The organism is Mesorhizobium hunchu, from assembly GCF_040081975.1.
In the GTDB taxonomy this organism is placed as follows: domain Bacteria; phylum Pseudomonadota; class Alphaproteobacteria; order Rhizobiales; family Rhizobiaceae; genus Mesorhizobium; species Mesorhizobium hunchu.
In genome coordinates this window covers 113254-136557 of record NZ_JBEBMG010000006.1, presented here as the reverse complement: position 1 = coordinate 136557, position 23304 = coordinate 113254, and the positions used below count along the sequence as shown (strand labels likewise).

Genomic DNA, 23304 nt, shown 5'->3' with positions numbered 1-23304 from the left:
GCGCCCATGCTGACAGGCGACGGCCTGCTCGTGCGCCTCAATCCCCTTTCAGGAGGCTTGAGCACCGAGGCGCTGGTCGGGCTCTGCGAGGCGGCGGCGCGAAGCGGCAACGGCCTTATGGAAGTGACCCAGCGCGGCTCGATCCAGATCCGCGGCCTGACGCCGCCAAGCGCGCGTAGCCTCGCCGTGGAGGTCGACGCGCTGGGCATTGCGGTGCGGACCGGCGTACCCGTCGAAACCGGCCCGCTCGCCGGTCTCGACCCCGCGGAGACGGCCGACCCGCGACCGCTCGCGGAAGCAATCCGCACCGCGATCGAAACGGTCGCCCTGTCCTGCCGGCTTGGCCCCAAGGTCTCGGTGATCGTCGACGGCGGCGGGCGCGTCTCGATGGACGGGCTTCTGGCGGATGTGCGACTGACGGCTGTCGAGCGGGACGCAGGGACAGCCTGGCATTTCGCGGTCGGCGGCACGGCAGCCACGGCGCGGACGGTCGGTCTGTTTGCCGAAGCAGATGCTTGCGAAAGAACAATCGGGATTCTGGAAGCCATCGCCGACCTCGGCTTGCAGGGTCGCGGGAGGGAAATCGTGGCGCCGCGCCCCCCCACCCCTGACCCTTCCCCACAGGGGGGAGGGGAAACTTGCGATGGCCATCCCGATTCAAGTGATCAGGCATCTGAGAAAAACGACGAGGCAAGCGAATCCCCCTCCCCCTTGTGGGGAGGGGCTAGGGGTGGGGGTGCGCGACCGTCCGCGCCTAAGTCGCTCCTGTCGCCGGGCATCTTCCCCCTGTCCGATTCCACTCTCTGCCTCGGCGTCGCCCTACCCTTCGGCTCGATACAGGCAGAGAAACTTGCTGGCTTGGCCGAAGCCGCCGCCGATCTCGGAGCGACCGAAATCCGTCCGGCGCCGGGGCGGATGCTGCTTGTGCCCGGCCTTTCAGCCGAACCTGCCGCAAGTCTCCAGGCGAAAGCCGCCACGCTTAGCTTTGTCACCGCCGCCGACGACCGGCGCCTGCGGATCGCGGCCTGCCCCGGCGCGCCGGCCTGCGCCTCCGGCCGGATCGCGACGCGCGCGCTTGCCGAGACGATCGCAGCTCGGAACGACGACATGCTCGACGGTTCGTTCACGCTGCATGTCTCGGGCTGCGCGAAAGGCTGCGCCCATCCCGGCGCGTCGGCGCTGACGCTGACCGGTGGCGAAAACGGTGTCGCGCTTGTCGCCGGTGGAACGGCGGGAAGCGCGCCATTCGGCTACGTCCCGGAACGACGGGCCGCCAGTGCGCTCGATGCGATCGCATCTCTTGTTGCAAAAGAGCGCGCTTCGGGCGAAACCGCGGCCGCCTGCCTCGCTCGTCTGGGGCGTTCGCGTTTGGCGCAGGCAGTTTCGGAACAAGCAGGCCACCGGGAACCGACATGATCGCCTACGACTACATTCGCGACGGCAACGCGATCTACGAACGGTCCTTTGCGATCATCCGTGACGAGGCCGACCTGTCGCGATTCTCGGAGACCGAAGCGGATGTCGCCGTGCGCATGATCCATGCCTGTGGGCAGGTAGAGGCGGCCAGGAGCTTCGCCTTCTCGCCGGATTTCGTCGCCGCCGCGCGCAAGGCGCTGGCGGGCGGCGCGCCGATCTTCTGCGACGCCGCGATGGTGGCGCATGGCGTGACGCGCGCCCGACTGCCTGCCGGCAACGAAGTGGTCTGCACCCTGCGCGACCCCCGTACCGCCGAGATCGCGGACAGGATCGGCAACACACGCTCGGCCGCCGCCATCGACCTGTGGGGCGAGCGCATGCAGGGCGCCGTCGTCGCCATCGGCAATGCGCCGACGGCGCTTTTCTATCTTCTGGAAAAACTGCGCGACGGCGCACCGAAACCTGCGGTCATCATCGGTATGCCGGTCGGCTTCGTCGGCGCGGCCGAGTCCAAGGATGCGCTGGCGGAGAATTCCTACGGCGTGCCGTGGGCGATCGTGCGCGGCCGCCTGGGCGGCTCGGCGATGACGGCCGCCGCCCTCAACGCACTGGCGAGGCCGGGCCTGTGAACGCTCCAGCCAACAAAGGCCGCCTGATCGGCGTCGGCACCGGACCGGGCGACCCCGAGCTTCTTACCCTGAAAGCCGTCCGTGCGCTGAGCGAGGCGGACGTCGTCGCCCATTTCGCCAAGCGCGACGGCAACGGCAATGCTCGCGCGATCGTCGCCGCGCACATGAAGCCCGGCGTGATCGAACTGCCGATGCACTATCCGGTGACGGTCGAAATCGACAAGAACCATGCCGACTACAAGGCACAGATTCTCGCCTTCTATGAAGAATCCGCCGAGCGCGTCGCCGCGCATCTCGACGCCGGGCGCTGCGTGGCCATTCTTTCCGAAGGCGACCCGCTCTTCTACGGCTCCTACATGCACCTGCACGTCCGCTTGGCCCATCGCTTCCCCACCGAGGTCGTCCCCGGCGTGACCGCCATGTCGGGTTGCTGGTCGCAGACGGGCAATCCCATCGTGCAGGGCGACGACGTGTTGACCGTGCTGCCTGGCACCATGCCGGAAGACGAACTGACCCGGCGGCTTTCGGACACCGACGCGGCCGTCATCATGAAGGTCGGCCGCAACCTGCCGAAGATACGACGCGCGCTGGAGGCGACGGGCAGGATCGGGCGCGCCGTCTATGTCGAGCGCGGCACGATGGCCAACGGCGCATCGGTGAGGCTCGCCGACAAGGCTGACGACCGCGCGCCCTATTTCTCCATCGTGCTGGTGCCGGGTTGGCTGGGCCGACCGGGCTCAGCGTCCGCCTCGGGAGCTGTTCTGTGAGCGGCCGGCTCGCCGTCATCGGGCTCGGCCCCGGCAATGCCGGACAGGTCACGCCGGAAGCTATCCGGGCCGTAGCGGAGGCGCGTTTCTTCTACGGTTATAAGCCTTACATCGACCGGCTGGATCTCCGCCCGGACCAGCAGGCGATCGCCTCCGACAACCGTGAGGAACTGGCGCGCGCCAGGGAAGCCATCGAAAAGGCGATGAAAGGCGAGAGCGTCGCGGTCGTTTCCGGCGGCGATGCAGGCGTGTTCGCGATGGCCGCCGCCGTCTGCGAAGCGATCGAGGCCGGGCCGCCGGAATGGCGCGATATCGACCTGACCGTGGTACCGGGCATCACCGCCATGCTGGCCGTCGCCGCGCGCATCGGCGCGCCGCTGGGACATGATTTCTGCGCCGTTTCCCTGTCGGACAACCTCAAGCCCTGGGACCTGATCGAGTTGCGCCTGCTGGCGGCGGCCGGCGCCGGCTTCGTCATCGCGCTCTACAATCCGATCTCGAAATCCCGGCCCTGGCAACTGGGGCGGGCCTTCGAAGGCCTGTCGGCGGTCCTGCCCGGCACGACGCCCGTCATCTTCGGCCGCGCCGCAGGCCGGCCCGACGAGCGCATCCGCATCGTCCCTCTCGCCGAGGCAAGGGCGGACATGGCCGACATGGCGACCTGCGTCATCATCGGCTCGCCCGAAACCCGCACGATTCCCAGAGATGGAAAGCCGCCGCTGGTCTACACGCCGCGATCCGCGACGGGACCCAGCCGATGAGCGATCATGGCGACCAGTTCGTGGACGGTCGGCGTGGACGGGACGCCGGGCAGCGGCGGGCGGCGCACCATCACCACCTCGATGCCCAGTGCCCGCGCGGCGACGATCTTGCCGTAGGTCGCGGAACCGCCGCTGTTCTTCGACACGACGGCGTCGATGCGATGGCGCTCCAGCAGCGCCAGTTCGTCGGCCGTCTCGAACGGTCCCCGCGCGAGGATCGTCTCGACATATGGCAAGGCGAGCGGCGGCTCGACGGGATCGACGCTGCGCACGACATAGCGGTGCTGCGGCGCGGCCTCGAACGCATGGACCTCCTGCCGGCCGAGCGCGAGGAAGGCATGGCGCGGAGCGGCCCCGAGCGTCGTCACTGCCGCGTCGACATCGGCGACCTCCGTCCAGCGGTCGCCTTCCGTCCGCTGCCAGCCGGGCCGTCGCAGGGCGAGGATAGGCACGCCGGCACGCGTCGCCGCCTCCGCCGCGTTGGCGGAGATGCGCGCGGCGTAGGGGTGCGTGGCGTCGATCAGCAATTCTACGTCATATTGCCTAAGATAATCCGCCAGTCCGCCTGCGCCGCCAAAGCCGCCGATCCGCACCGGAACGCCTTGCCCGGCGGGATTTTGCGTTCGTCCGGCAAGAGACAGGGTGACCGCGCAATCTCCACGCCCGGCAAGGGCCGTAGCTATCTGCCGCGCCTCCGCCGTTCCGCCCAATATCAGGATCTGGTGGGTCATGATGCCTGCTGAGTTTCCGGCCGAAAACCGCTGGCTCACCGTCGTCGGCGTCGGCGAGGACGGTTTAGCCGGTCTCGGCGACGAGGCCAAGCGGCGCATCGCCGACGCCGATTTCGTATTCGGCGGCGCCCGCCATCTCGCGCTGGCCGGCGCGATCGTCACAGGCGAGAAGCGGCCGTGGCCGACGCCCTTCGACAGCGCCATGCGCGACGTGCTGGCGCTGCGCGGCCGCAAGGTCTGCGTGCTGGCGTCGGGCGATCCGTTCTTCCACGGCGTCGGCGTCACGCTGGCGCGGCAGGTTCCGCCGGCGGAGATGCGCGTCCTGCCGGCTCCGTCTTCCCTGTCGCTCGCCGCGTCCCGGCTCGGCTGGGCCTTGCAGGATGTCGAAACCGTCTCGCTGCATGGACGGCCGATCGATCTCCTGCGGCCCCTGCTGCATCCGGGCGCTCGTATCCTCGCTTTGACTTCCGATGGCGAGGCACCGGTCGAAATCGCACGGCTGCTGACGCGGACCGGATTCGGCCCGTCGGGTCTGACCTTGCTGGAAGCGCTGGGCGGGCCGGACGAGCGCATCAGGTCGACGCGCGCCGAAGCTTTCGATATCGAAAACATCAGTCCGCTCAACGTTTTGGTCATCGACGTTCGAGCGGAGCTGCAGGCCCGCATCCTGCCTCTGGCGGCGGGCATGACGGAAGCGCTGTTCGAGCATGACGGGCAGATCACCAAGCGCGAGATTCGGGCCGCGACGCTGTCGGCGCTCGCGCCCCGTCGCGGCGAATTGTTGTGGGACATTGGCGCGGGGTCCGGGTCCATCTCCATCGAATGGATGCTGGCGCACCCCTCGATGCGCGCGATCGCGGTCGAGGCGGACGGCGAGCGCGTCGCCCGTATCCGGCGCAACGCTGCCGCCTGCGGCGTGCCGGGGCTCACGGTGGTCGAAGGAACTGCGCCGCAGGCCTTGCACGGACTGGAGCGGCCGGATGCCGTCTTCATCGGCGGCGGCGGCTCGGACGCCGGTGTTCTGGAAGCCGCGATCAACGCCCTGCCTCCGGCCGGCCGGCTAGTCGCCAATGCCGTGACGCTGGAAATGGAGGCGCTGCTGCTCGGCAGACATGCCACGCTCGGAGGAGACCTGATCCGCATCGCGGTTTCCCGCGCAAGTCCGATCGGCACGATGACGGGCTGGCGCACGGCCATGCCCGTCACCCAATGGAGTTGGACGAAGTCATGATCGTCGCCGGGATAGGCTGCCGAAAGGGCGTCGCCGAGCAGCAGGTGATGGCCGCGATCGAAACGGCGCTCGGCGCCTACGGTCTCGCCGTCTCGTCGCTTTCGGCCCTGGCCACGGCCGGACACAAGCAGGCCGAGGAAGCCATCTTCGCCACCGGAAAGACGCTGAGCCTGCCGGTTCTACTCGTCGACGACGCCGCGCTTCGGGCCGTTTCGTTTCGCGCGCTGACTGATTCCAGCTTCTCGATGGCGGCAACCGGAACGCCTTCCGTCTCCGAGACGGCCGCGCTCGCCGCCGCAGGACAATTCGCGCGGCTGCTCGGACCGCGAACCGTTGTCGGCCCCGTCACCTGCGCCATCGCGGAGGCCTCGTCATGACCGTCCATTTCATCGGCGCCGGCCCCGGCGCGGCCGACCTCATCACTTTGCGCGGCGCGAGGCTCCTGGCTTCCTGCCCGGTCTGTCTCTATGCCGGCTCGATCGTCGCTCCGGACCTGCTGTCGCATTGCCCACCCGGAACGCGCCTGGTCGACACCGCGCCGCTGTCGCTGGACGAAATCGAGGCCGAATATGTCGCCGCGCACGAAGCAGGGCAGGACGTGGCGCGCCTGCATTCGGGAGACCTTTCGGTATGGAGCGCGGTGGCCGAGCAGATTCGCCGGCTGGAGCGGCACGGCATCGCCTATACGCTCACGCCGGGCGTCCCCGCCTTCGCCGCCGCTGCCTCGGCGCTCGCTCGTGAGTTGACCGTTCCCGAACTGGCGCAGAGCCTCGTGCTGACCCGCGTGTCCGGCCGCGCCTCGAAAATGCCGCCCGGCGAGACACTGACGAATTTCGGCCGCACCGGCGCGACGCTCGCCGTCCATCTCGCCATCCACGCGCTGGATCAGGTGGTGGCGGAGCTTCTGCCGCATTACGGATCGGACTGCCCGGTGGCCGTCGTCTTCCGCGCCTCGTGGCCCGAGGAGCGGATCCTGCGGGGAACGCTGGCGACCATTTCGGAGCAGTTCGCGGCGGAACCGGTCGAGCGCAGCGCCATCATCTTCGTCGGCCGCTCGCTGGCCGCCGAGGATTTTACCGAGAGCTCGCTTTACGATCCGTATTACCAGCGACGCTTCAGGGGGCGGCAATGAGCCTGTCCGACATCGCGACGAAACTCACCGCCCACAAGCCGCGCCTCGAAGCCGGCCATGTCTGGCTGGCGGGCGCCGGCCCTGGTGATCCGGGCCTGCTGACGCTCGAAGTGCTCGCCGCCCTGCAGGAAACCGACGCGCTGGTTCACGACGCACTGGTGTCGCCGGAAATCATCGAGGTCGCCGGGCAGGCGGAAAAATTCTTCGTCGGCAAGCGCGGCGGCCGGCTGTCCATTCCGCAAGGCGAGATCAACGCCCTGCTGGTGAGGCTTGCGAAGGAAGGGCGCAAAGTGGTGCGGCTCAAGGGCGGACACCCGACCGTGTTCGCGCGTGGCGGCGAGGAGGCGCTGGCGCTGGTCGAGAACGGCATTCCCTATCGCATCCTGCCCGGTGTCACCTCCGCCTTTGGCGGGCTGGCGTCGGCCGGCATCCCCGTGACCATGCGCGGCGTCAACGGCGCCGTCATCCTCGCAACCGGCTTCGCGGCCGTCTCCGACGACCGGCCGGACTGGGCGACGCTCGCCCGCACCGGCCAGCCGCTCGTGATCTATATGGGCCTGACCCATATGAAAGAGACCGTCGCCGACCTGCGCGCGGGCGGCCTGCCGCCCGAGACGCCGGCCGCGCTGGTGGAAAACGCCACGTTGCCCGAGGAGCGAGTGGTGGTCGCCACGCTCGGAACGCTGGCGGAAGCTGCCGCGCGTGAGCAGGTCGCCTCCCCTGCCCTGATCGTCGTCGGCGGCATCGTCGCCCTGCGCGAAGCGATGGCCGGCTCCGCATGAGCGCCCGCGCGATCCTGATCGGCGCGCCGCGCTCCGGCTCCGGCAAGACCAGCGTCACCATCGGCATATTGCGCGCGCTGGCCCGGCGCGGCGTACGCGTGCGGGGGGCGAAATCCGGTCCCGACTATATCGATCCCGGCTTCCACGAGGCCGCGACCGGCCTGCCTGGGGTCAATCTGGACTCCTGGGCGATGTCGCCGGCGCTGCTGAATGGCCTAGCATCGGAAGCGGCCGCCGATGCCGAGATCGTCGTCATCGAAAGCGCGATGGGCCTGTTCGACGGCATCCCGGCGGGCGCGGGCCGCACCGGCTCGGGCGCCGATCTGGCGCGGCTCTACGGAATCCCGTCCCTGCTGGTGCTCGACGTATCCGGCCAATCGACCACGGCCGCCGCCGTCGCCAAGGGATTCGCGACTTACGATCCGGCGGTGCGCATCGCCGGCGTCGTGCTCAACCGTCTGGGCAGCGAGCGGCACCGCCGGCTGTGCGCGGAGGCGGTCGAGGCGCTCGGCCTGCCGGTCGTCGGCGCAATCCTGCGCGATCCCGAGATGACCATGCCGGAGCGCCATCTCGGCCTGGTGCAGGCCTCCGAACATGCGAACCTCGCCGCCTTCATCGACAGGATGGCCGACATGGTCGAGCGCTCGCTCGACCTCGACGCGGTGATGGCGTTGGCGACCTCTCTGGCGCGTCCCCCGGCGGATGCACACGGCTTTGAAGACGCGCTTTCCCCGCCCGGACAGCGAATCGCGCTGGCGCGGGACGCCGCTTTCACCTTCGTCTATCCGCATGTCGCCGCCCGCTGGCGCATGGCCGGCGCCGAGATCGTGCCGTTCTCGCCGCTCGCCGACGAGCCGCCGCCGGCGGACTGCGACGTCTGCTGGCTGCCGGGCGGCTATCCCGAACTCCATGCCGGCCGGCTGGCGACCGCCGGAACTTTCCGGGCAGGCATGGCGGAGTTTGCCGCGACGAAACCGGTCCACGGCGAATGCGGCGGCTTCATGGTTCTGGGCGAGATGCTGGAGGACGCCGACGGCCGGACCCATCGGATGCTCGGCCTGCTCGGCCATGCGACCTCCTTCGCCAGGCGCAAGATGAACCTCGGCTACCGGCAGGCGACCCTTCTGGCCGATTGCCCGCTCGGGCCGGCCGGCACGCGGGTGCGTGGCCATGAATTCCACTATGCGCGCATCACGGCGACCGGCAGCGATGCGCCGCTGGCCGAACTCGCCGACGGCGAGGGCCGCCCGCTCGGACCCTCGGGCCTGCGGCGCGGGAACGTCAGCGGCACGTTCTTCCATGCGATCGCGAGGAGCGCATGAGCCTGCCCTCCTCGCCCCGCCAGGCCGGCCTCGACAGTGCGCTCTGCCTCGTCTTCTTCACCCGGCTGCCATTGCCGCACTTCGATTTCGGCGACCGTCGCCTCGCAGACGCGATCTGGGCAGCGCCGCTGGCGGGTCTCGTGGTCGCACTTGTCGGGGGTATCGTTTCTGCGACTGCCGAACGGCTGGGCCTCGCCGCAGGCCCGTCGGCGGCGCTGGTGTTGACGGCGACGCTGTTCGTCACCGGCGCGCTGCACGAGGACGGCCTTGCCGACGTGGCCGACGGTTTCGGCGGCGGGCAGACGCGCGAACGCCGGCTGGAGATCATGCGCGACAGCCGCATCGGTGCCTACGGCGCGGCAGCGCTGGTGTTGTCGCTGCTGGTCCGGTGGACCGTTCTGGCCGGTCTGCACGGCGCCTGGCACCTGTTCCTTGCTCTCATTGCCGCGGAGGCGGGCTCCCGCGGCCTCGCCGGCCTGCTGATGCACGCGTTGCCGCCGGCCCGCAGCGACGGCCTCTCCGCTGGTGCCGGCAGCGTGACGCGGGAGACCGCGACCCTGGGCGCGGCGATTGGCGCCGGCGCGCTGCTGACCCTTGGCCTGCCCGCCGCGCTTGCAGCGCTGGTGCTGCTTGCCGCGCTCTTCCTCGCTTTCAGAGTGCTCTGCCTTAGCCGCATCGGCGGCCAGACCGGCGACACCGTCGGCGCGCTGCAGCAGCTCGCGGCGATTGTCATCCTGCTGGTCGCTTCCGCATCCTCTGCCTGACCTTTTCTTGGAGATTCCTGCCCCATGCCGTTCAAAACAGTCGATGAATTGCGCTCTGCCTGTCTTGACCTGCCTGCCGGCGACGACGACGCCGCCAAGGCCGCCGCCGCGCGCCAGGACACGCTGACCAAGCCGCAGGGCAGTCTCGGACGCATGGAAGCCGTCGCCATATGGCTGGCACGCTGGCAGGGACGGGAGATGCCCAGGCTGGACAGGACGAAGATCATCGTCTTCGCCGGCAACCACGGCGTCACCGCGCAGGGCGTATCGGCCTTTCCGGCGGAGGTGACCGTGCAGATGGTCGCGAATTTCGCCCATGGCGGCGCGGCCATCAACCAACTCGCCCGCCTCGCCGGCGCCGAACTGGACGTCATCCCTCTCGATCTCGACCGACCGACCGGCGATTTCACCGAGACCGAAGCGATGGATGAAGCGGCGTTCCTGGATGCCGTGTCGACCGGCTACGACGCCGTCGGGAACGATCTCGATCTTCTGTGCCTCGGCGAAATGGGCATCGGCAACACCACCCCTGCCGCGGCGATCTCCGCCGCGCTCTTCGGCGGCGGCGCGCAGGCGTGGACCGGCAGGGGCACAGGCGTCGACGATGCCGGCCTCCTGCGTAAGGTCAAGGCCATCGAGGCGGGGCTGAAACGGCATGCCACCGCCCTGTCCGACCCGCTTGCGGTCGCGGCGGCACTCGGCGGGCGGGAACTCGCCGCCATTTTCGGCGCCGTGCTCGCCGCGCGTCGCCACAACGTCCCGGTTCTGCTCGACGGATTCGTCTGCACCGCCGCGGCCGCGCCGCTGGCCCGCCTGCATCCGCAGGGGCTCGCGCATACGCTGGCCGGCCACGTTTCGGCCGAGTCCGGCCATCGCCGCCTGCTGGAGGCGCTGGAACTTGCCCCCCTCCTCGACCTCAACATGCGGCTGGGCGAAGGTTCGGGGGCGGCGGTCGCACTCAACATCGTGCGCGCCGCATTGGCCTGCCATGCCCACATGGCGAGCTTTGCCGAGGCAGGTGTATCGGGAAAGGAAGACTGAGGGCCAGCGCGACCCGATTCAGGCTTCCGGCCTGCCGCGCCTGCGCGTGCGTCCAGCCGACAAGTCAGGTTGTCCCGCGCGTGAAAGAAACCAGCGCCTCGCCGTTTTCAGAGAGAGAGCCTCCCCGGCGATCGTCGCCAGCCGCCAGCCGCAAAAGTGCAGCCATGCCGCGAGCAGCCTGCCGGTGCGGCCGGCTATGGATCCCGGGCCCTCGCGCCTGTCCGAATCGCTGTGAAACATCCGCATCTCATCTTCCGCCGCCATACGACGGAGCAAGGAGCGGGCCGGCGGCAGCGGTGCGAGACGGCGGCGAACGAAATCCGGCGGCCGTACTTAACCACGGGTTAACGGCTGCGCCGGCGCACCGGCGGAACAGGGATGGGGTTCGGCGGTGGCGCCGGCGGCGGCTCGGGATCGGGTTGCGGATCGGGAAACGGCGGTGGCACCGGGCCAGGCTTGCCTGCGCAGGTCATCGGGAGTCCTCCTTCCGACGGAGAACGCTTTTGATCTGCGCGCGTTCCGCCCTGCCACGGCCTATCCCGAATTGAGACACCGTCTCGTAACGACATGCCCCTTCACGCCTGCCGGCCGCCCCGGTGTCGCGATCTTGAACATATCGTCCCGGAACGGGCGTAAGGCGCTCGACGGCAGTCCTTCCGGCGAACGGCAAGAGCCGGTTGAGACGGCCTATCCGGTTCGTTCACAGTCGGCGGGCCGTATCGTTTTCATCAGGGATGGTCGCTCGATCCTTCGCCGAGGCATATAGTTGACAACTCCAGTTATCTTATGAAGCTTGCCCTGAAACGCTTTCGTTAGGCTGAAAAGGTGCTTCCGACATGGCGGGTTATGCGGTTGCGGCGACTGGTGTCCTGATCCTTGTCATCATGTCGATAGGCGCCAATCGGAAGTTCCGCGACAGGGCCAGGCTGCCGATGCATTGGTCGTTCGACCGGAAGGTGAACTGGTCAGCTCCCCGCCACCTGGCGCTGGCGTTCACGCCGCTTCTGGCCGCGGTGGTCATGGCTCTCATCGCTAACCAGCTCGCAAGCGATCCGCCACTCCAGTTCTGGACCCTGACCGTCGTTGCAGCGGTCTTCGTCGCGGTTCACCTGCTGCATCTTTATCTCCTCGAGAAATGGCCAGCCATATGAGAATCCATACCTGTCAGCCGGCAGGAACCGCAGCGGGTTCGCATAGATGAGACGGCAAAAACAATTAAAGACATAAACATCTCTTTATATGATATTGACAACCGTCGCGACATGACGGACGATGGCATTGTCATGGTACCCTTGAGCGTCAAGCCCAAGGGCTAAGAGGGAAGCCGGTAAGCGAGAGCGATGCCGGCGCTGCCCCCGCAACTGTAAGCGGCGAGCCGAAGCCCATTCGAGTCACTGAGGCGTATGCCTTGGGAAGACGGGCCAAGGTGACGACCCGCGAGCCAGGAAACCTGCCATGGCGAAATGATCGTCCACGGGCGGGGTGTCCCGGTGGGTCGTGGCAGGCCAGAACCCGGTTCAAGGCTTGCTTGCGTCCGCTCGCACCATGCCCCCAACCAATGGGGTATGAAATGTCCTCTTTGAAAGTCCCTGTCGCCACCCTCGGCGTGCCACGCATCGGCCGTCATCGCGAACTCAAAATCGCCCTCGAAAGCTATTGGTCGGGAAAGTCCTCCGAAAGCGAAATCCTGGAGACAGCCAGGAAGCTTCGCGCCGCGAGTTGGATCGAACAGCGCGATCGCGGCGTCACGAAGATTCCGTCGAACGATTTCTCGCTCTACGACCACGTGCTCGACACCGCCGTGATGGTCGGCGCCATTCCGCCGTCTTACGGCTGGAACGGGGGCGACGTCCCGCTCGATACTTATTTCGCCATGGCGCGCGGAGACCAGAACGCCGATTGCGGATGCGGCAATCCCGGTCACGCGCATGGCGTCTCGGCGCTTGAGATGACCAAATGGTTCGACACCAATTATCATTACATGGTGCCGGAACTCGCCGAAGACCAAAGCTTCCAACTGGCTTCCACGAAACCGCTCGACCACTTCCTCGAAGCCAGGGCGCTGGGCATCCACACACGCCCCGTCATCCTTGGTCCGGTGACGTTCCTGAAGCTTGCCAAGGCGCGGACCGGGGCCTTCGGCCTGATGTCCCTGCTGCCGAAGATCCTGCCGGTCTATGTGAAGCTCCTCAAGCAACTCAGCGAGGCGGGCGCCGACTGGGTGCAGATCGACGAACCCTGTCTGGTGCTTGACCTGGAGGCCACCGAGCGCACGGCGCTGGAACTGGCATACAGCCGGTTCGAGACCTCCGTCCCCGGCCTCAAGATCATGTTGGCGACCTATTTCGGTGCGCTCGGAGAGAATCTGGAGGCGGCGCTGGCGCTGCCCGTCGCGGGCCTGCATATCGATCTGGTTCGCGCTCCGGAGCAATTGGGAAGGGTGGCTCGCTTTGCCAGCAGCGATCTTGTGCTGTCCCTGGGCCTTGTCGACGGACGCAACGTCTGGAGGACAGACCTCAACGCAGTTCTCGAGCAGGTCAAGCCTGTTGTCGCCGGCTGGCCTTCGGATCGCATAGAGATCGCGTCGTCCTGCTCGCTGTTGCACGTCCCGGTCGACGTCGAACTGGAGACCGGGCTCGATCCCGAACTGAAATCGTGGCTCGCCTTCTCCGCTCAGAAGATGGACGAGTTGGCCGCCTTGTCGAGGGCGCTGACCGAGGGGCGGGATTCCGTCTCCGATGCTATAAAGGCAGCATCCTACGCTGCCGCTTCGCGCCGATCCTCGCTCAGGGTTCACGATCCCCTGGTCGGCGGTCGGCTGGCAAATATCGAAGACGCCATGCTGCGGCGAACAGGGCCTTTCGCGGCACGGCGCAAGCTGCAGGCGCGACAGCTCGATTTGCCAGCCTTTCCGACGACCACGATCGGATCGTTTCCACAGACGGCCGATGTTCGCAAGGCGCGTTCCCGCCACGTCAAGGGAGAGATGAGCTATGTCGACTACGAGGCTTTCCTCAAAAGCCAAACCGCCGAAGCTATCCGCTGGCAGGAGGAAATCGGCCTCGACGTGCTCGTGCATGGAGAGTTCGAGCGCAACGACATGGTGCAGTATTTCGGCGAGCAGCTATCCGGCTTCGCCTTCACGCAGCACGCCTGGGTGCAGAGCTATGGCTCGCGCTACGTTCGGCCGCCCATCATCTACGGTGACGTTTCACGCCCCAACCCGATGACAGTGCGCTGGTGGCGATATGCCCAGTCGCTGACCGGTCGGCCGGTGAAAGGCATGCTGACGGGACCGGTGACCATCCTCAACTGGTCGTTCGTGCGCGATGATCTTCCTCGCAGCACGGTATGCCGGCAGATCGCGCTGGCGATCCGCGACGAGGTGGCGGACCTCGAGAAGGCAGGAGCCAAAATGATCCAGATCGACGAGGCTGCCCTGCGCGAAGGATTGCCGCTGCGCAAATCGGACTGGAGCACCTATCTGGCCTGGGCCGTGGAATGCTTTCGCCTGTGCTCGAGCGGCGTGGCGGACGCCACCCAGATCCACACCCATATGTGCTACTCCGAGTTCAACGACATCATCGATGCGATCGCCGCCATGGACGCGGATGTGATCTCCATCGAGACATCGCGCTCGAAGATGGAGCTTCTGGATGCCTTCAGGAGCTTCAAATACCCCAATGAAATCGGCCCGGGCGTCTATGACATCCATTCGCCGCGCGTGCCGGACGTCGCCGAAATGACCGATCTGCTGTCGCTCGCCCGTCAACGCATCGACGACGACCAGCTCTGGGTCAATCCGGACTGCGGCCTGAAGACGAGGAAATGGGAGGAAGTCCGCCCTGCTCTCGTCAACATGGTCGCGGCGGCACGCGAACTGAGGAAGGTCGCGAAGGCAGCTTGAACCTGCCCGGCCGCTTCGCTTGTTTCGGAAGCGGCCGTCTCGCCGTTCTCGCTCGAGCCGTCGAACCGCTCCTCAGCAGCCGCAAGGACGTTTCGGCCAACTGCCGTTGCCGGCAACGGCGACCAGCAGCATCCGCAGGCACTGGACGTCGGGATGGAATAACATGCGCCGGTCGATGAGAGCGATCTGCCTGCGCGCCGCAGCCGCGAGGTCGGCGCCGTGCGGCACCGACATCAGCCAGTCTGCGAACACCTCTTCCGGCGGCGGCAGGGGCGACACCGCCCGCATCGCCTCGGCATTGAACGGGCGTCTCGCCGCGATCGTGTCGTCGTCGTCGCGAGCCGTCATGCTTCGATCTCCAGCGGCGACAGCGGTTTCGAGCAGCAGGCAAGGATGAAGCCTTCGGCGATCTCGTCGTCGAGGATGCCGCCGTTGTGACTCATCTCGACTTCGCCGGAGAGCTTCTTCACCTTGCAGGTGCCGCATAGGCCGAACTCACAGGCGGCCGAAATGCGCACGCCAGACGCGCGTGCTGTCTGAAGCACCGTCTGGCCCGGCTGGCATTGGCCCTCGACGCCGGAAACGGCGAACTGGACCGGAATAGTCTCAGCCTGCTCGCCGGCATCGCCGCCCGAGAATGGTGCGGGAATTTCCTCGACCACCGGCGCAGCAAAACTTTCCTGATGATAGCGCGCCATGTCGAAGCCGGCAGCCGCCAGCATCTCGCGCACGGCGCGCATGAACGGTTCCGGCCCGCAGCAGAAAGCCTCGCGCTCACGGAAGTCGGGCGACAGCAGCGGCAGCCGCACGGCATCGATGCGACCCATATGACCGAACCAGCTTTCCCGGCTCGACCGTTCCTCGATCAGGAAGCCGAGCGAAAGGCCCGGCATGTGCGCGCCGAGCAGTTCCAGTTCCTTGCGGAAGATGATCTCCTCCGGCCGCCGCGCGCAATTGACAAAGGAAACGTCCGTCCACGGCGCGCAGTCGTTCAACCACCGCAGCATCGACATCATCGGCGTGATGCCTGAACCCGCCGAGACGAACAGGTATTTGGCGGCCGGGTGGTTGTGATGGGTGAAATCACCGGCCGGTCCGAATGCCCTGATGCGCGTCCCCACGCCGAGATTGTCGAACATCCAGCGCGTGCCGATGCTGCCTGGCTGTGCCTTGACGGTGACGGCGATGGAGAACGGCCGCGACGGTGACGACGACAGGGTGTAGGTGCGCATCAACGGCCCGTCAGCCGCCGGCAGTTCCAGCGTCACGAACTGGCCGGGCTTGTAGCGGAACCAGGTTTGCGCATCGGAGCGGAAGGTGAAGGTCCTGACGTCCGGCGCCTCGTCCGAGACGCCGATCACCTCCAACACCTGCAGCCGGTCGTTCCAGGGCGCCATCTCATCGAGGTGGCGGTAGAGAGCGAGATCAGTCATCGCGTTCACGCCGGCCTCCTCACGCCACGCTGCGCAGCGCGGGCCTGTCGTCTTCAGCAAGGCGCGGCTCGATGAACCCGGCATACCAATCGACGAACTGGATTACCCCGCCTTCATGCATCTCTGAGTAAGGGCCGGGCTCGTAGGCGGGCGACTTGATGCCGAAGGCGTTCTCCTCGACGATACGGCGGTCCTCGTCATTGGTCTCGGTCCAGACATGGATGAGGTTCTGGAGATCGTAATCGACTCCCTCGACGGCATCCTTATGCACCAGCCACTTGGTCGTCACCGCGGTCTCGGTGGCGCTGATCGGCAGTACGCGGAAGGTGACGGCATGGTCTCCGAGAACGTGGTTCCACGTGGTCGGATAGTGATACAGCAGCAGCGCGCCGATCTTCTCCGCAGACACGTTATCCGACAGATTTTTGCTCACCGCGCGCTTGCCGGTCATGGTGTAGGACACGGCGTCACGCAGCAGCGGGACACGTGTCGCCCGGTATTGGCCGGCGTCATCGATGCGGAAGCGCGACGGCAGTCCGTGGGATTCACACCGCTGCCAATGGGCCAGGATCTCCGGATCTTTCTCTGCGGCGTTCGTGGCCGTGATGGTCGGCGCTTCGGGGAACGTCTTGCAGAGCTCGGGATGATTGGCGGCGCAGTGATAGCACTCGCGATTGTTCTCCCACACGAGCTTCCAGTTGCCCTTTTCGATGATGGTCGATTCGTAGGCGACCTTGGCGTCGATGAGGTCATGCGGCGCGAAGAACGGCTCCATCAGCGCGCGGAACGGCGCGAAATCGGCCGGCTGATCCGCGAGGCAGATGAAGATGTAGCCGGCGACGCTCTCGCAGGCGACGGGCTTGAGGCCGAACTCCTCCTTGCAGAAGCCGTCCGCCATCTGGCGCGCGAAGACGAGCGAACCGTCGAGGTCGTAGGTCCACTGGTGATAGGGGCAGACCAGCCGCGCGGCGGTGCCGCGCTCGGTGTTGCACACCCGGCTGCCGCGGTGACGGCAGGAGTTGTGAAAGGCGCGAATCCGGCCGTCGCGGCCGCGCACGATCACCACCGGATAGTCGCCAACCTGTACGGTGAAGAAGGCGCCTGGCTTGGCGATCTCGCAGTCATGCCCGACGAACAGCCAGTCGCGATACCAGATCAGTTCCATATCCAGCCGGAAGAAATCCGGATCGATGTAGAAGGGCTGCTGAAGGGAAAAGCCGTCGCGCCGCTCGCGGATCAGCCTCAGCATCTCGTTGCGTGTATCCATGTCCGTCCTCGCATTCGCACAAGGACTGAACTGGTGGTGATTGAGGGGTAGATGGCCGCAGGCAAGCATCGCCCGAAGCGCTCTGCCTCTTGACCGCCCACCGCGATCAGTCAGGTTATGTCCGAGGCTGGTTTCCGGGCTCCGAAGCTGGCCTTGTCAGGCCGTCCCGACACCTTCCCGGGCTTTCCGCCCAGTGGTTTCAGTCGGGGTTCAGCTCCGCTACCGTTGCGGGGGCAGCGCCGGCATTCCCTCTGAAAGAGGCACCGGCTTCCCAATTATCCCGCCGTCGTTTCCGCTGACGGGCACCTTGAACATCTCGATCAGACCACGAAGCGACCCCAAGCGAAGCCATGAAAGCGACATCGGCAAAGCGCGAAGGCGACAACCACATAACTCTGGTTGATATGTTATAATATTACAGATATTAGTCATCGCCCAACCATCTGACAGGCGAAACGATGTCCAATCACCGACTACCCGTCACCGTGCTTTCCGGCTTTCTCGGCGCAGGCAAGACCACGCTGCTGAACCATATCCTCAACAATCGCGAAGGCCGCCGCGTCGCCGTCATCGTCAACGATATGAGCGAGGTGAACATAGACGCCTCGCTCGTGCGCGACGGCGGGGCGAACCTGTCGCGCACCGACGAGCAATTGGTGGAAATGACCAATGGCTGCATCTGCTGCACGCTGCGCGACGACCTTTTGCTGGAAGTGCGCCGGCTGTCGCGGGAAGGCCGCTTCGACTATCTGCTGATCGAAGGCACCGGCATCGCCGAGCCACTCCCCATCGCCGCCACCTTCGATTTCCGCGACGAGGACGGCGAAAGCCTGTCGGACGTCGCCCGGCTCGACACCATGGTCACCGTTGTCGATGCGGCCAACCTGCTGAAGGATTATTCCTCGCGCGATTTCCTCCACGAGCGCGGCGAGACGGCGGGCGACGGCGACGAGCGTGCGCTGGTCGATCTGCTGGTCGAGCAGATCGAGTTCGCGGATGTCGTGGTGCTCAACAAGGTTTCGGACGCGCCCGCCCAAAACCTCGATCTGGCGAGGAAGATCGTGCGCGCGCTCAACCCCGACGCCGATCTGGTCGAGACGGATTTCGCGCAAGTGCCGTTGGATAGGGTTCTGGACACCGCGCGGTTTGACTTCGAGAAGGCACAGACGCACCCGCTCTGGTTCAAGGAACTGAACGGCTTCACCGACCACGTTCCCGAAACCGAGGAATACGGCATCCGCTCCTTCGTCTATCGCCAGCGACGGCCCTTCGATCCGGAGAAGCTGAAGGCGTTTATCGACAGATCGTGGCCGGGCGTCGTGCGCGCCAAGGGATTCTTCTGGTTGGCGACACGGCCGCACCACGTCGGCGAGATCAGCCAGGCCGGCGCGCTGATCCGCACCAACAGGCGCGGCCTATGGTGGGCCTCGGTGCCGAAGCACCAGTGGCCCGACCACCCGGAATGGCGCGCGGCAATGAAGCCCTATATCGACCCGGTCTGGGGCGACAGGCGGCAGGAGATCGTCTTCATCGGCTGCGACCCGATGGACGAATCGGACATACGGCGAAGACTGGACGAATGCCTCGTCGCCGAAATTGATTTCATGCCGGGGCGCTGGCGCAACCTGCCCGACCCGTTCCCGAGTTGGGAAGTCCAGGCGGCGTGAGCACAGCCGATAGCGGAGCAGTGCACGGAGAACCGGCATCGTCGGTTCTCCGTACAGAGCGATGCGACTGCCCAGTCCATAATCGGCTGAGCTACCGCTCGCACCGCACCCGGTCCAGGGAGCCGAACCCGGAATGTGCGGGCGAAGGCATGGCCGAACTCAATCCCATGAGAGCGCCCCACCATTCTGGTATTCGATGACGCGGGTCTCGAAGAAGTTCTTCTCCTTCTTCAGGTCCATCGCCTCCGACATCCACGGGAATGGATTCTCCGTCTCGGCGAAGACCGGCGTGAGGCCGAGCTGGGCACAGCGGCGGTTGGCGATGAAGTGCATGTATTGCTCGCACAGCGCCGCGTTGAGCCCGAGGAAGCCGCGCGGCATGGTATCGCGGCCATAGGCGGCTTCGAGTTCGGCGGCATCGGCGATCATGCCGCGCACTTCGTCCTGGAACGCTTTGGTCCAAAGGTGCGGGTTTTCCAGCTTGATCTGGTTGATGACGTCGATGCCGAAGTTCAGATGGATGGATTCGTCGCGCAGGATGTACTGGTACTGCTCGGCGATGCCGACCATCTTGTTGCGCCGGCCGAGCGACAGGATCTGCGCGAAGCCGGTGTAGAACCACATGCCCTCGAAGATGACGTAGAAGGCGACGAGGTCGCGCAGGAAGGCCTGGTCGGCTTCCGGCGTGCCGGTCTTGAAGTCCGGATCGTCCAGATGCTGCGTGTGCTTGAGCGCCCACGCCGCCTTGTCGGTGATCGAGGGCACCTCGCGGTACATGTTGAACAGCTCGCCCTCGTCCAGCGCGAGGCTTTCCACGATGTACTGGAAGGTGTGCGTGTGAATCGCTTCCTCGAACGCCTGCCTGAGCAAATATTGCCGGCATTCGGGATTGGTGAGATGGCGGTAGATGGCGAGCACGATGTTGTTCGCCACAAGGCTCTCCGAGGCGGCGAAGAAGCCGAGGTTGCGCTTGAGCATGCGCCGCTCGTCGTCGGTGAGCCCGTCCTTCGACTTCCACAGCGCAATGTCGGCCTGCATGGAGACTTCCGTCGGCATCCAGTGGTTGTTGCAGCCGGACAGATATTTTTCCCAGGCCCAGCGGTATTTCAGCGGCAAGAGCTGGTTGACGTCGGCGCGGGCGTTGATCATGCGCTTGTCGTCCACCGAGACGCGTGCAGCGCCCCGGTCGATGACGCCGAGGCCTGTGGCGTCGGCTTCGGAAGCGGGCGCGCCGTGCGGTGCGACGGATGGAGCGGATTTGGGTTCTGACCAGTCGAGCATTGGAGATATCCTCCTGAATTGAAAGAATGAAGAAGCGTCATCCCGGCCAGGGGAGCCCCCGGGCCCAGCCTTTGGCTGGCCCGAGGATAGGCTCCGCGACCGCGAGCCGGGATCCATTCCGTGACCGTTCCGGACTGGAACCCGGATAGCCTCGGCTTCGCTGCGGCTTCCGGGATGACGGTGGAGAGGCCGCCTACTGGCAGGCCTCGCAGTCGGGATCGTCGATGGCGCAGGCCTTGCCCCATGCCTCCGATGCCTTGATCTCGATTGCCGCGGCTGGCGCGGGTGCTGCCGACACCGCGTTCAGCTTGCCGTCGGTGCCCTTCAGCGTCGATTTCTCGACATGGGTGGCCGAGCGGGAGCGCAGGTAATAGGTCGTCTTCAAGCCCTTGCGCCACGCCAGCCGGTAAAGCTCGTCCAGCTTCCGGCCGCTCGGATTGGCGATGTAGAGATTGAGCGACTGCGCCTGGTCGATCCACTTCTGACGGCGAGATGCCGCTTCGATCAGCCACGAGGACTCGATCTCGAAGGCGGTGGCGTAGAGCGCCTTGAGGTCGTCCGGGATGCGGTCGATCTGCCCCACGGACCCGTCGAAGTATTTGAGGTCCGAGACCATCACCTCGTCCCACAGGCCCCTCGCCTTCAGGTCATGGACAAGCTGGGCGTTCACGACGGTGAAGTCGCCGCTCATGTTCGATTTGACGAACAGGTTCTGGTAGGCCGGCTCGATCGACTGCGACACGCCGCAGATATTGGAGATGGTCGCCGTCGGCGCGATCGCCATGCAGTTGGAATTGCGCATGCCAGTCTTTTTGACCCGTTTGCGGAGGCTCTCCCAGTCGAGGGTCGAACCGCTGTCCATTTCTACGCCGGGACGTGCTTCTTCCAGCAGACGGATGGAGTCGATTGGTAGGATGCCCTTCGACCACAGCGAGCCGTTGAAGCTCGGATAGCGACCCCGCTCGGCGGCGAGGTCCACCGAGGCGGAAATCGCATGATAGCTGATCGCCTCCATGCTCTCGTCGGCGAAAGCGACGGCAGCGTCGGAGACATAAGGGATACGCAGCTTCTGGATCGCATCCTGGAAGCCCATCAGGCCGAGCCCGACCGGGCGGTGACGCAGGTTCGAGCGCCGCGCCTCGGGGATCGTGTAGAAGTTTATATCGATGACGTTGTCGAGCATGCGCATCGCCGTGCCGACTGTCTTGGCCAGCCGGTCGAGGTCGAGGCCTTTTTCGATGACATGATTGACAAGGTTGACCGAGCCGAGGTTGCACACAGCCACCTCGTCCTTCGAGGTGTTCAGCGTGATCTCGGTGCAGAGATTAGATGAGTGCACGACGCCGACGTGGCATTGGGGCGAGCGAATGTTGCAAGGGTCCTTGAAAGTGACCCATGGATGCCCGGTCTCGAACAGCATGGTCAGAATCTTGCGCCACAGGTCGAGCGCGCGGACCTTACGGAACACCTTTATGCCGCCGGTGGCAGCCTTCGCCTCGTATGTCTCATAGGCGGCCTTGAACGCCGTGCCATAGAGGTCGTGCAGGTCCGACACCTCATCGGGCGAGAACAGCGTCCATTCGCCGTCCGCCTCGACGCGTTGCATGAACAGGTCCGGCACCCAGTTGGCCGTGTTCATGTCGTGCGTGCGGCGACGGTCGTCGCCGGTGTTCTTCCTGAGGTCGAGAAACTCCTCGACGTCGACGTGCCATGTCTCCAGATAGGCGCAGACAGCGCCCTTGCGCTTGCCGCCCTGGTTTACCGCGATGGCGGTGTCGTTGGCGACTTTCAGGAACGGCACGACGCCCTGGCTCTCGCCGTTGGTGCCCTTGATGTGGGCGCCGAGGCCGCGCACCAGGGTCCAGTCGTTACCGAGGCCGCCGGAATATTTCGCCAGCAGCGCGTTGTCCTTGACCGCCTTGAAGATGCCGTCGAGGTCGTCGGCGACCGTGGTCAGGAAGCAGGAGGAAAGCTGCGGGCGCAGCGTTCCTGAATTGAACAGCGTCGGTGTCGAGGCCATGAAATCGAAGGATGACAGGAGGTCGTAGAATTCGATAGCCCTGCCCTCGCGGTCGATCTCGCGCACGGCAAGGCCCATCGCGACGCGCATGAAAAAGGCCTGCGGCAGTTCGAACCTTTTTCCACGCGTGTGCAGGAAATAGCGGTCGTAGAGCGTCTGCAGGCCGAGATACTGGAAGTTCAGGTCGCGTTCCGGCCTCAGCGCCGCGCCCAATCGCGCCAGATCGAAGCGTCCAAGTTCGGGATCGATCAGTTCGGCCTCAATGCCGACACGCAGGAATTCCGGGAAATAGCTGGCGTAGCGCGTTGCCATCTCGGCCTGCGTCGCCTGCTCCGGGCGCCCAGATACGAAGGTGAGCGCCTCCCGGCGCAGGCGGTCGAGCAGCAGCCGCGCGGAGACGAAGGCGTAATTGGGTTCCTGCTCGACCAGCGTGCGGGCGGCCAGGATCGGCGCCAGCGACAGTTCGTCCAGCGAAAGGCCGTCATAGAGGTTGCGTTTGGCCTCGCTCAGGATCGGCGCGGCGGACACGGTATCCAGCCCGTCGCAGGCTTCTTCGACGATACGGGCCAGACGCTCCTCGTCGAGCGGCTTGAGCGATCCATCCTCCGTCTTGACGTGCAGCGACGACGCGGAACTTGCCGCCACCGACGCCTTTTCGGCGGCACGTTCGCGCGCCCGCTCTTCGCGATAGAGAACATAGGCGCGCGCCACCTTATGGTGCTCGCCGCGCATCAGTGCCAGTTCGACCTGGTCCTGCACGTCCTCGATGTGGAAGGTGCGGCCTTCGCCGACGCGCCGTGTCAGCGCGGAAGCCACCTGATCGGTGAGATCGGCGACCACATCGTGCACGCGCCTGGAGCCTGCCGCCGTCGATCCCTCCACTGCCAGGAAGGCCTTGGTCAGCGCGACCGTGATCTTCATCGGATCGAATGGCGTCACCGCGCCGTTGCGGCGGATGACGCGGTAACCCGGCTCCGCCGGCGTATGCCCGCTGTCGCTGGAAAGGATCGGAGCCTTGTCGGTCGCTTCGGTGTGGAGTGTCGTGGTCGCCGGCATCTGTTTCCCCGTGGCGTTGTGGACGGGGCGTGAAGCGGACGCATGTCGACAGGTGGACAGATGCCCAAGCCGCCGCAAGCGCACCTCCGGGACACCC

20 protein-coding genes and 2 riboswitches are annotated in these 23304 nt (G+C 66.0%); of the genes, 14 read left to right on the top strand and 6 right to left on the bottom strand.

The annotated features are described in order from the left end of the window. Positions 1-6 precede the first annotated feature (6 nt). Genes cobG through ABMA46_RS12765 form a run of 4 tightly spaced genes read left to right on the top strand, consistent with a single transcriptional unit; the run spans position 7 to position 3573 of the window. A complete protein-coding gene (gene cobG, locus ABMA46_RS12780) occupies positions 7-1416 on the top strand; it encodes a precorrin-3B synthase (protein ID WP_348999835.1) in 1410 nt (469 codons plus the stop codon). After that, on the top strand, positions 1413-2045 hold the full coding sequence (locus ABMA46_RS12775) for a precorrin-8X methylmutase (RefSeq protein ID WP_348999833.1): 633 nt from the start codon (positions 1413-1415) through the stop codon (positions 2043-2045). The genes cobG and ABMA46_RS12775 overlap by 4 nt, the downstream gene beginning before the upstream one ends. Then, complete coding sequence (locus ABMA46_RS12770) at positions 2042-2812, top strand: precorrin-2 C(20)-methyltransferase (RefSeq protein WP_348999831.1); 771 nt, start codon at positions 2042-2044, stop codon at positions 2810-2812. Before ABMA46_RS12775 ends, ABMA46_RS12770 begins: the two co-directional genes overlap by 4 nt. Beyond that, the gene (locus ABMA46_RS12765) at positions 2809-3573 is read left to right on the top strand and encodes a precorrin-3B C(17)-methyltransferase (RefSeq protein WP_348999830.1); all 765 of its coding nucleotides are present in this window, start codon (positions 2809-2811) and stop codon (positions 3571-3573) included. Before ABMA46_RS12770 ends, ABMA46_RS12765 begins: the two co-directional genes overlap by 4 nt. Here the strand turns inward: ABMA46_RS12765 and ABMA46_RS12760 are convergent. Then, the gene (locus ABMA46_RS12760) at positions 3537-4304 is read right to left on the bottom strand and encodes a cobalt-precorrin-6A reductase (RefSeq protein WP_348999829.1); all 768 of its coding nucleotides are present in this window, start codon (positions 4302-4304) and stop codon (positions 3537-3539) included. The two genes, ABMA46_RS12765 and ABMA46_RS12760, sit on opposite strands and share 37 nt — an antisense overlap. A gap of 1 nt (position 4305) precedes the next feature. Here ABMA46_RS12760 and cbiE point away from each other — a divergent pair, with 1 nt between their 5' ends. The 9 genes from cbiE to metE all read left to right on the top strand — a co-directional run bounded on the left by cbiE (position 4306) and on the right by metE (position 14483). Then, positions 4306-5535 carry a precorrin-6y C5,15-methyltransferase (decarboxylating) subunit CbiE gene (gene cbiE / locus ABMA46_RS12755; protein ID WP_349000142.1) on the top strand — a complete coding sequence of 410 codons (1230 nt, stop codon included), beginning with the start codon at positions 4306-4308 and terminating at the stop codon, positions 5533-5535. Then, positions 5532-5912 (top strand): cobalamin biosynthesis protein, encoded by a 381-nt coding sequence (locus tag ABMA46_RS12750; protein ID WP_348999828.1) that lies wholly within the window; start codon positions 5532-5534, stop codon positions 5910-5912. Before cbiE ends, ABMA46_RS12750 begins: the two co-directional genes overlap by 4 nt. Beyond that, positions 5909-6667: a precorrin-4 C(11)-methyltransferase gene (gene cobM / locus ABMA46_RS12745; protein ID WP_348999826.1), complete on the top strand. Its 759-nt coding sequence runs from the start codon at positions 5909-5911 to the stop codon at positions 6665-6667. The genes ABMA46_RS12750 and cobM overlap by 4 nt, the downstream gene beginning before the upstream one ends. Further along, positions 6664-7449, top strand: a complete 786-nt coding sequence (gene cobA, locus ABMA46_RS12740; RefSeq protein ID WP_348999825.1) for a uroporphyrinogen-III C-methyltransferase — start codon at positions 6664-6666, stop codon at positions 7447-7449. The genes cobM and cobA overlap by 4 nt, the downstream gene beginning before the upstream one ends. Next, positions 7446-8771 carry a cobyrinic acid a,c-diamide synthase CobB gene (locus tag ABMA46_RS12735; RefSeq protein ID WP_348999823.1) on the top strand — a complete coding sequence of 442 codons (1326 nt, stop codon included), beginning with the start codon at positions 7446-7448 and terminating at the stop codon, positions 8769-8771. The genes cobA and ABMA46_RS12735 overlap by 4 nt, the downstream gene beginning before the upstream one ends. Then, positions 8768-9535, top strand: coding sequence for an adenosylcobinamide-GDP ribazoletransferase (gene cobS / locus ABMA46_RS12730; protein WP_348999821.1), 768 nt, complete (start codon positions 8768-8770; stop codon positions 9533-9535). The genes ABMA46_RS12735 and cobS overlap by 4 nt, the downstream gene beginning before the upstream one ends. Before the next feature lie 24 nt (positions 9536-9559). Beyond that, a complete protein-coding gene (gene cobT, locus ABMA46_RS12725; protein WP_348999819.1) occupies positions 9560-10576 on the top strand; it encodes a nicotinate-nucleotide--dimethylbenzimidazole phosphoribosyltransferase in 1017 nt (338 codons plus the stop codon). An 836-nt stretch (positions 10577-11412) separates the two neighbouring features. Further along, complete coding sequence (locus tag ABMA46_RS12720) at positions 11413-11727, top strand: hypothetical protein (protein ID WP_348999817.1); 315 nt, start codon at positions 11413-11415, stop codon at positions 11725-11727. A 116-nt stretch (positions 11728-11843) separates the two neighbouring features. Then, a riboswitch (cobalamin riboswitch) is annotated at positions 11844-12048 on the top strand. Between the two features lie 98 nt (positions 12049-12146). Beyond that, the gene (gene metE, locus ABMA46_RS12715; protein ID WP_348999815.1) at positions 12147-14483 is read left to right on the top strand and encodes a 5-methyltetrahydropteroyltriglutamate--homocysteine S-methyltransferase; all 2337 of its coding nucleotides are present in this window, start codon (positions 12147-12149) and stop codon (positions 14481-14483) included. Between the two features lie 72 nt (positions 14484-14555). Here metE and ABMA46_RS12710 read toward each other — a convergent pair whose 3' ends face one another. Genes ABMA46_RS12710 through ABMA46_RS12700 form a run of 3 tightly spaced genes read right to left on the bottom strand, consistent with a single transcriptional unit; the run spans position 14556 to position 17183 of the window. Next, positions 14556-14831: a hypothetical protein gene (locus ABMA46_RS12710; RefSeq protein WP_348999814.1), complete on the bottom strand. Its 276-nt coding sequence runs from the start codon at positions 14829-14831 to the stop codon at positions 14556-14558. Continuing rightward, positions 14828-15916: an FAD-binding oxidoreductase gene (locus tag ABMA46_RS12705; RefSeq protein ID WP_349000141.1), complete on the bottom strand. Its 1089-nt coding sequence runs from the start codon at positions 15914-15916 to the stop codon at positions 14828-14830. The genes ABMA46_RS12710 and ABMA46_RS12705 overlap by 4 nt, the downstream gene beginning before the upstream one ends. A 19-nt stretch (positions 15917-15935) precedes the next feature. Further along, the gene (locus tag ABMA46_RS12700) at positions 15936-17183 is read right to left on the bottom strand and encodes an aromatic ring-hydroxylating oxygenase subunit alpha (RefSeq protein WP_348999813.1); all 1248 of its coding nucleotides are present in this window, start codon (positions 17181-17183) and stop codon (positions 15936-15938) included. A 108-nt stretch (positions 17184-17291) separates the two neighbouring features. Beyond that, a riboswitch (cobalamin riboswitch) is annotated at positions 17292-17508 on the bottom strand. Positions 17509-17641: 133 nt separating this feature from the next. On the opposite strand from ABMA46_RS12700, the gene zigA reads away from it, so the two are divergent. Beyond that, on the top strand, positions 17642-18850 hold the full coding sequence (gene zigA, locus ABMA46_RS12695) for a zinc metallochaperone GTPase ZigA (protein ID WP_348999812.1): 1209 nt from the start codon (positions 17642-17644) through the stop codon (positions 18848-18850). A gap of 159 nt (positions 18851-19009) precedes the next feature. Here zigA and ABMA46_RS12690 read toward each other — a convergent pair whose 3' ends face one another. Together ABMA46_RS12690 and ABMA46_RS12685 are read right to left on the bottom strand one after the other, a co-directional pair. Beyond that, a complete protein-coding gene (locus ABMA46_RS12690) occupies positions 19010-20131 on the bottom strand; it encodes a ribonucleotide-diphosphate reductase subunit beta (protein ID WP_348999810.1) in 1122 nt (373 codons plus the stop codon). A 193-nt stretch (positions 20132-20324) separates the two neighbouring features. Further along, positions 20325-23207, bottom strand: coding sequence for a ribonucleoside-diphosphate reductase subunit alpha (locus tag ABMA46_RS12685; RefSeq protein ID WP_348999809.1), 2883 nt, complete (start codon positions 23205-23207; stop codon positions 20325-20327). Positions 23208-23304: the final 97 nt, after the last annotated feature.

What these genes read in the sequence shown, in the direction of transcription:
- cobG (WP_348999835.1), top strand. Translation starts at nt 7, where the DNA reads ATGCTGACAGGCGACGGCCTGCTCGTGCGCCTCAATCCCCTTTCAGGA.
- ABMA46_RS12775 (WP_348999833.1), top strand. Translation starts at nt 1,413, where the DNA reads ATGATCGCCTACGACTACATTCGCGACGGCAACGCGATCTACGAACGG.
- ABMA46_RS12760 (WP_348999829.1), bottom strand. Translation starts at nt 4,304, where the DNA reads ATGACCCACCAGATCCTGATATTGGGCGGAACGGCGGAGGCGCGGCAG.
- cbiE (WP_349000142.1), top strand. Translation starts at nt 4,306, where the DNA reads ATGCCTGCTGAGTTTCCGGCCGAAAACCGCTGGCTCACCGTCGTCGGC.
- ABMA46_RS12750 (WP_348999828.1), top strand. Translation starts at nt 5,532, where the DNA reads ATGATCGTCGCCGGGATAGGCTGCCGAAAGGGCGTCGCCGAGCAGCAG.
- cobM (WP_348999826.1), top strand. Translation starts at nt 5,909, where the DNA reads ATGACCGTCCATTTCATCGGCGCCGGCCCCGGCGCGGCCGACCTCATC.
- cobA (WP_348999825.1), top strand. Translation starts at nt 6,664, where the DNA reads ATGAGCCTGTCCGACATCGCGACGAAACTCACCGCCCACAAGCCGCGC.
- ABMA46_RS12735 (WP_348999823.1), top strand. Translation starts at nt 7,446, where the DNA reads ATGAGCGCCCGCGCGATCCTGATCGGCGCGCCGCGCTCCGGCTCCGGC.
- cobS (WP_348999821.1), top strand. Translation starts at nt 8,768, where the DNA reads ATGAGCCTGCCCTCCTCGCCCCGCCAGGCCGGCCTCGACAGTGCGCTC.
- cobT (WP_348999819.1), top strand. Translation starts at nt 9,560, where the DNA reads ATGCCGTTCAAAACAGTCGATGAATTGCGCTCTGCCTGTCTTGACCTG.
- ABMA46_RS12720 (WP_348999817.1), top strand. Translation starts at nt 11,413, where the DNA reads ATGGCGGGTTATGCGGTTGCGGCGACTGGTGTCCTGATCCTTGTCATC.
- metE (WP_348999815.1), top strand. Translation starts at nt 12,147, where the DNA reads ATGTCCTCTTTGAAAGTCCCTGTCGCCACCCTCGGCGTGCCACGCATC.
- ABMA46_RS12710 (WP_348999814.1), bottom strand. Translation starts at nt 14,831, where the DNA reads ATGACGGCTCGCGACGACGACGACACGATCGCGGCGAGACGCCCGTTC.
- ABMA46_RS12705 (WP_349000141.1), bottom strand. Translation starts at nt 15,916, where the DNA reads ATGACTGATCTCGCTCTCTACCGCCACCTCGATGAGATGGCGCCCTGG.
- ABMA46_RS12700 (WP_348999813.1), bottom strand. Translation starts at nt 17,183, where the DNA reads ATGGATACACGCAACGAGATGCTGAGGCTGATCCGCGAGCGGCGCGAC.
- zigA (WP_348999812.1), top strand. Translation starts at nt 17,642, where the DNA reads ATGTCCAATCACCGACTACCCGTCACCGTGCTTTCCGGCTTTCTCGGC.
- ABMA46_RS12690 (WP_348999810.1), bottom strand. Translation starts at nt 20,131, where the DNA reads ATGCTCGACTGGTCAGAACCCAAATCCGCTCCATCCGTCGCACCGCAC.
- ABMA46_RS12685 (WP_348999809.1), bottom strand. Translation starts at nt 23,207, where the DNA reads ATGCCGGCGACCACGACACTCCACACCGAAGCGACCGACAAGGCTCCG.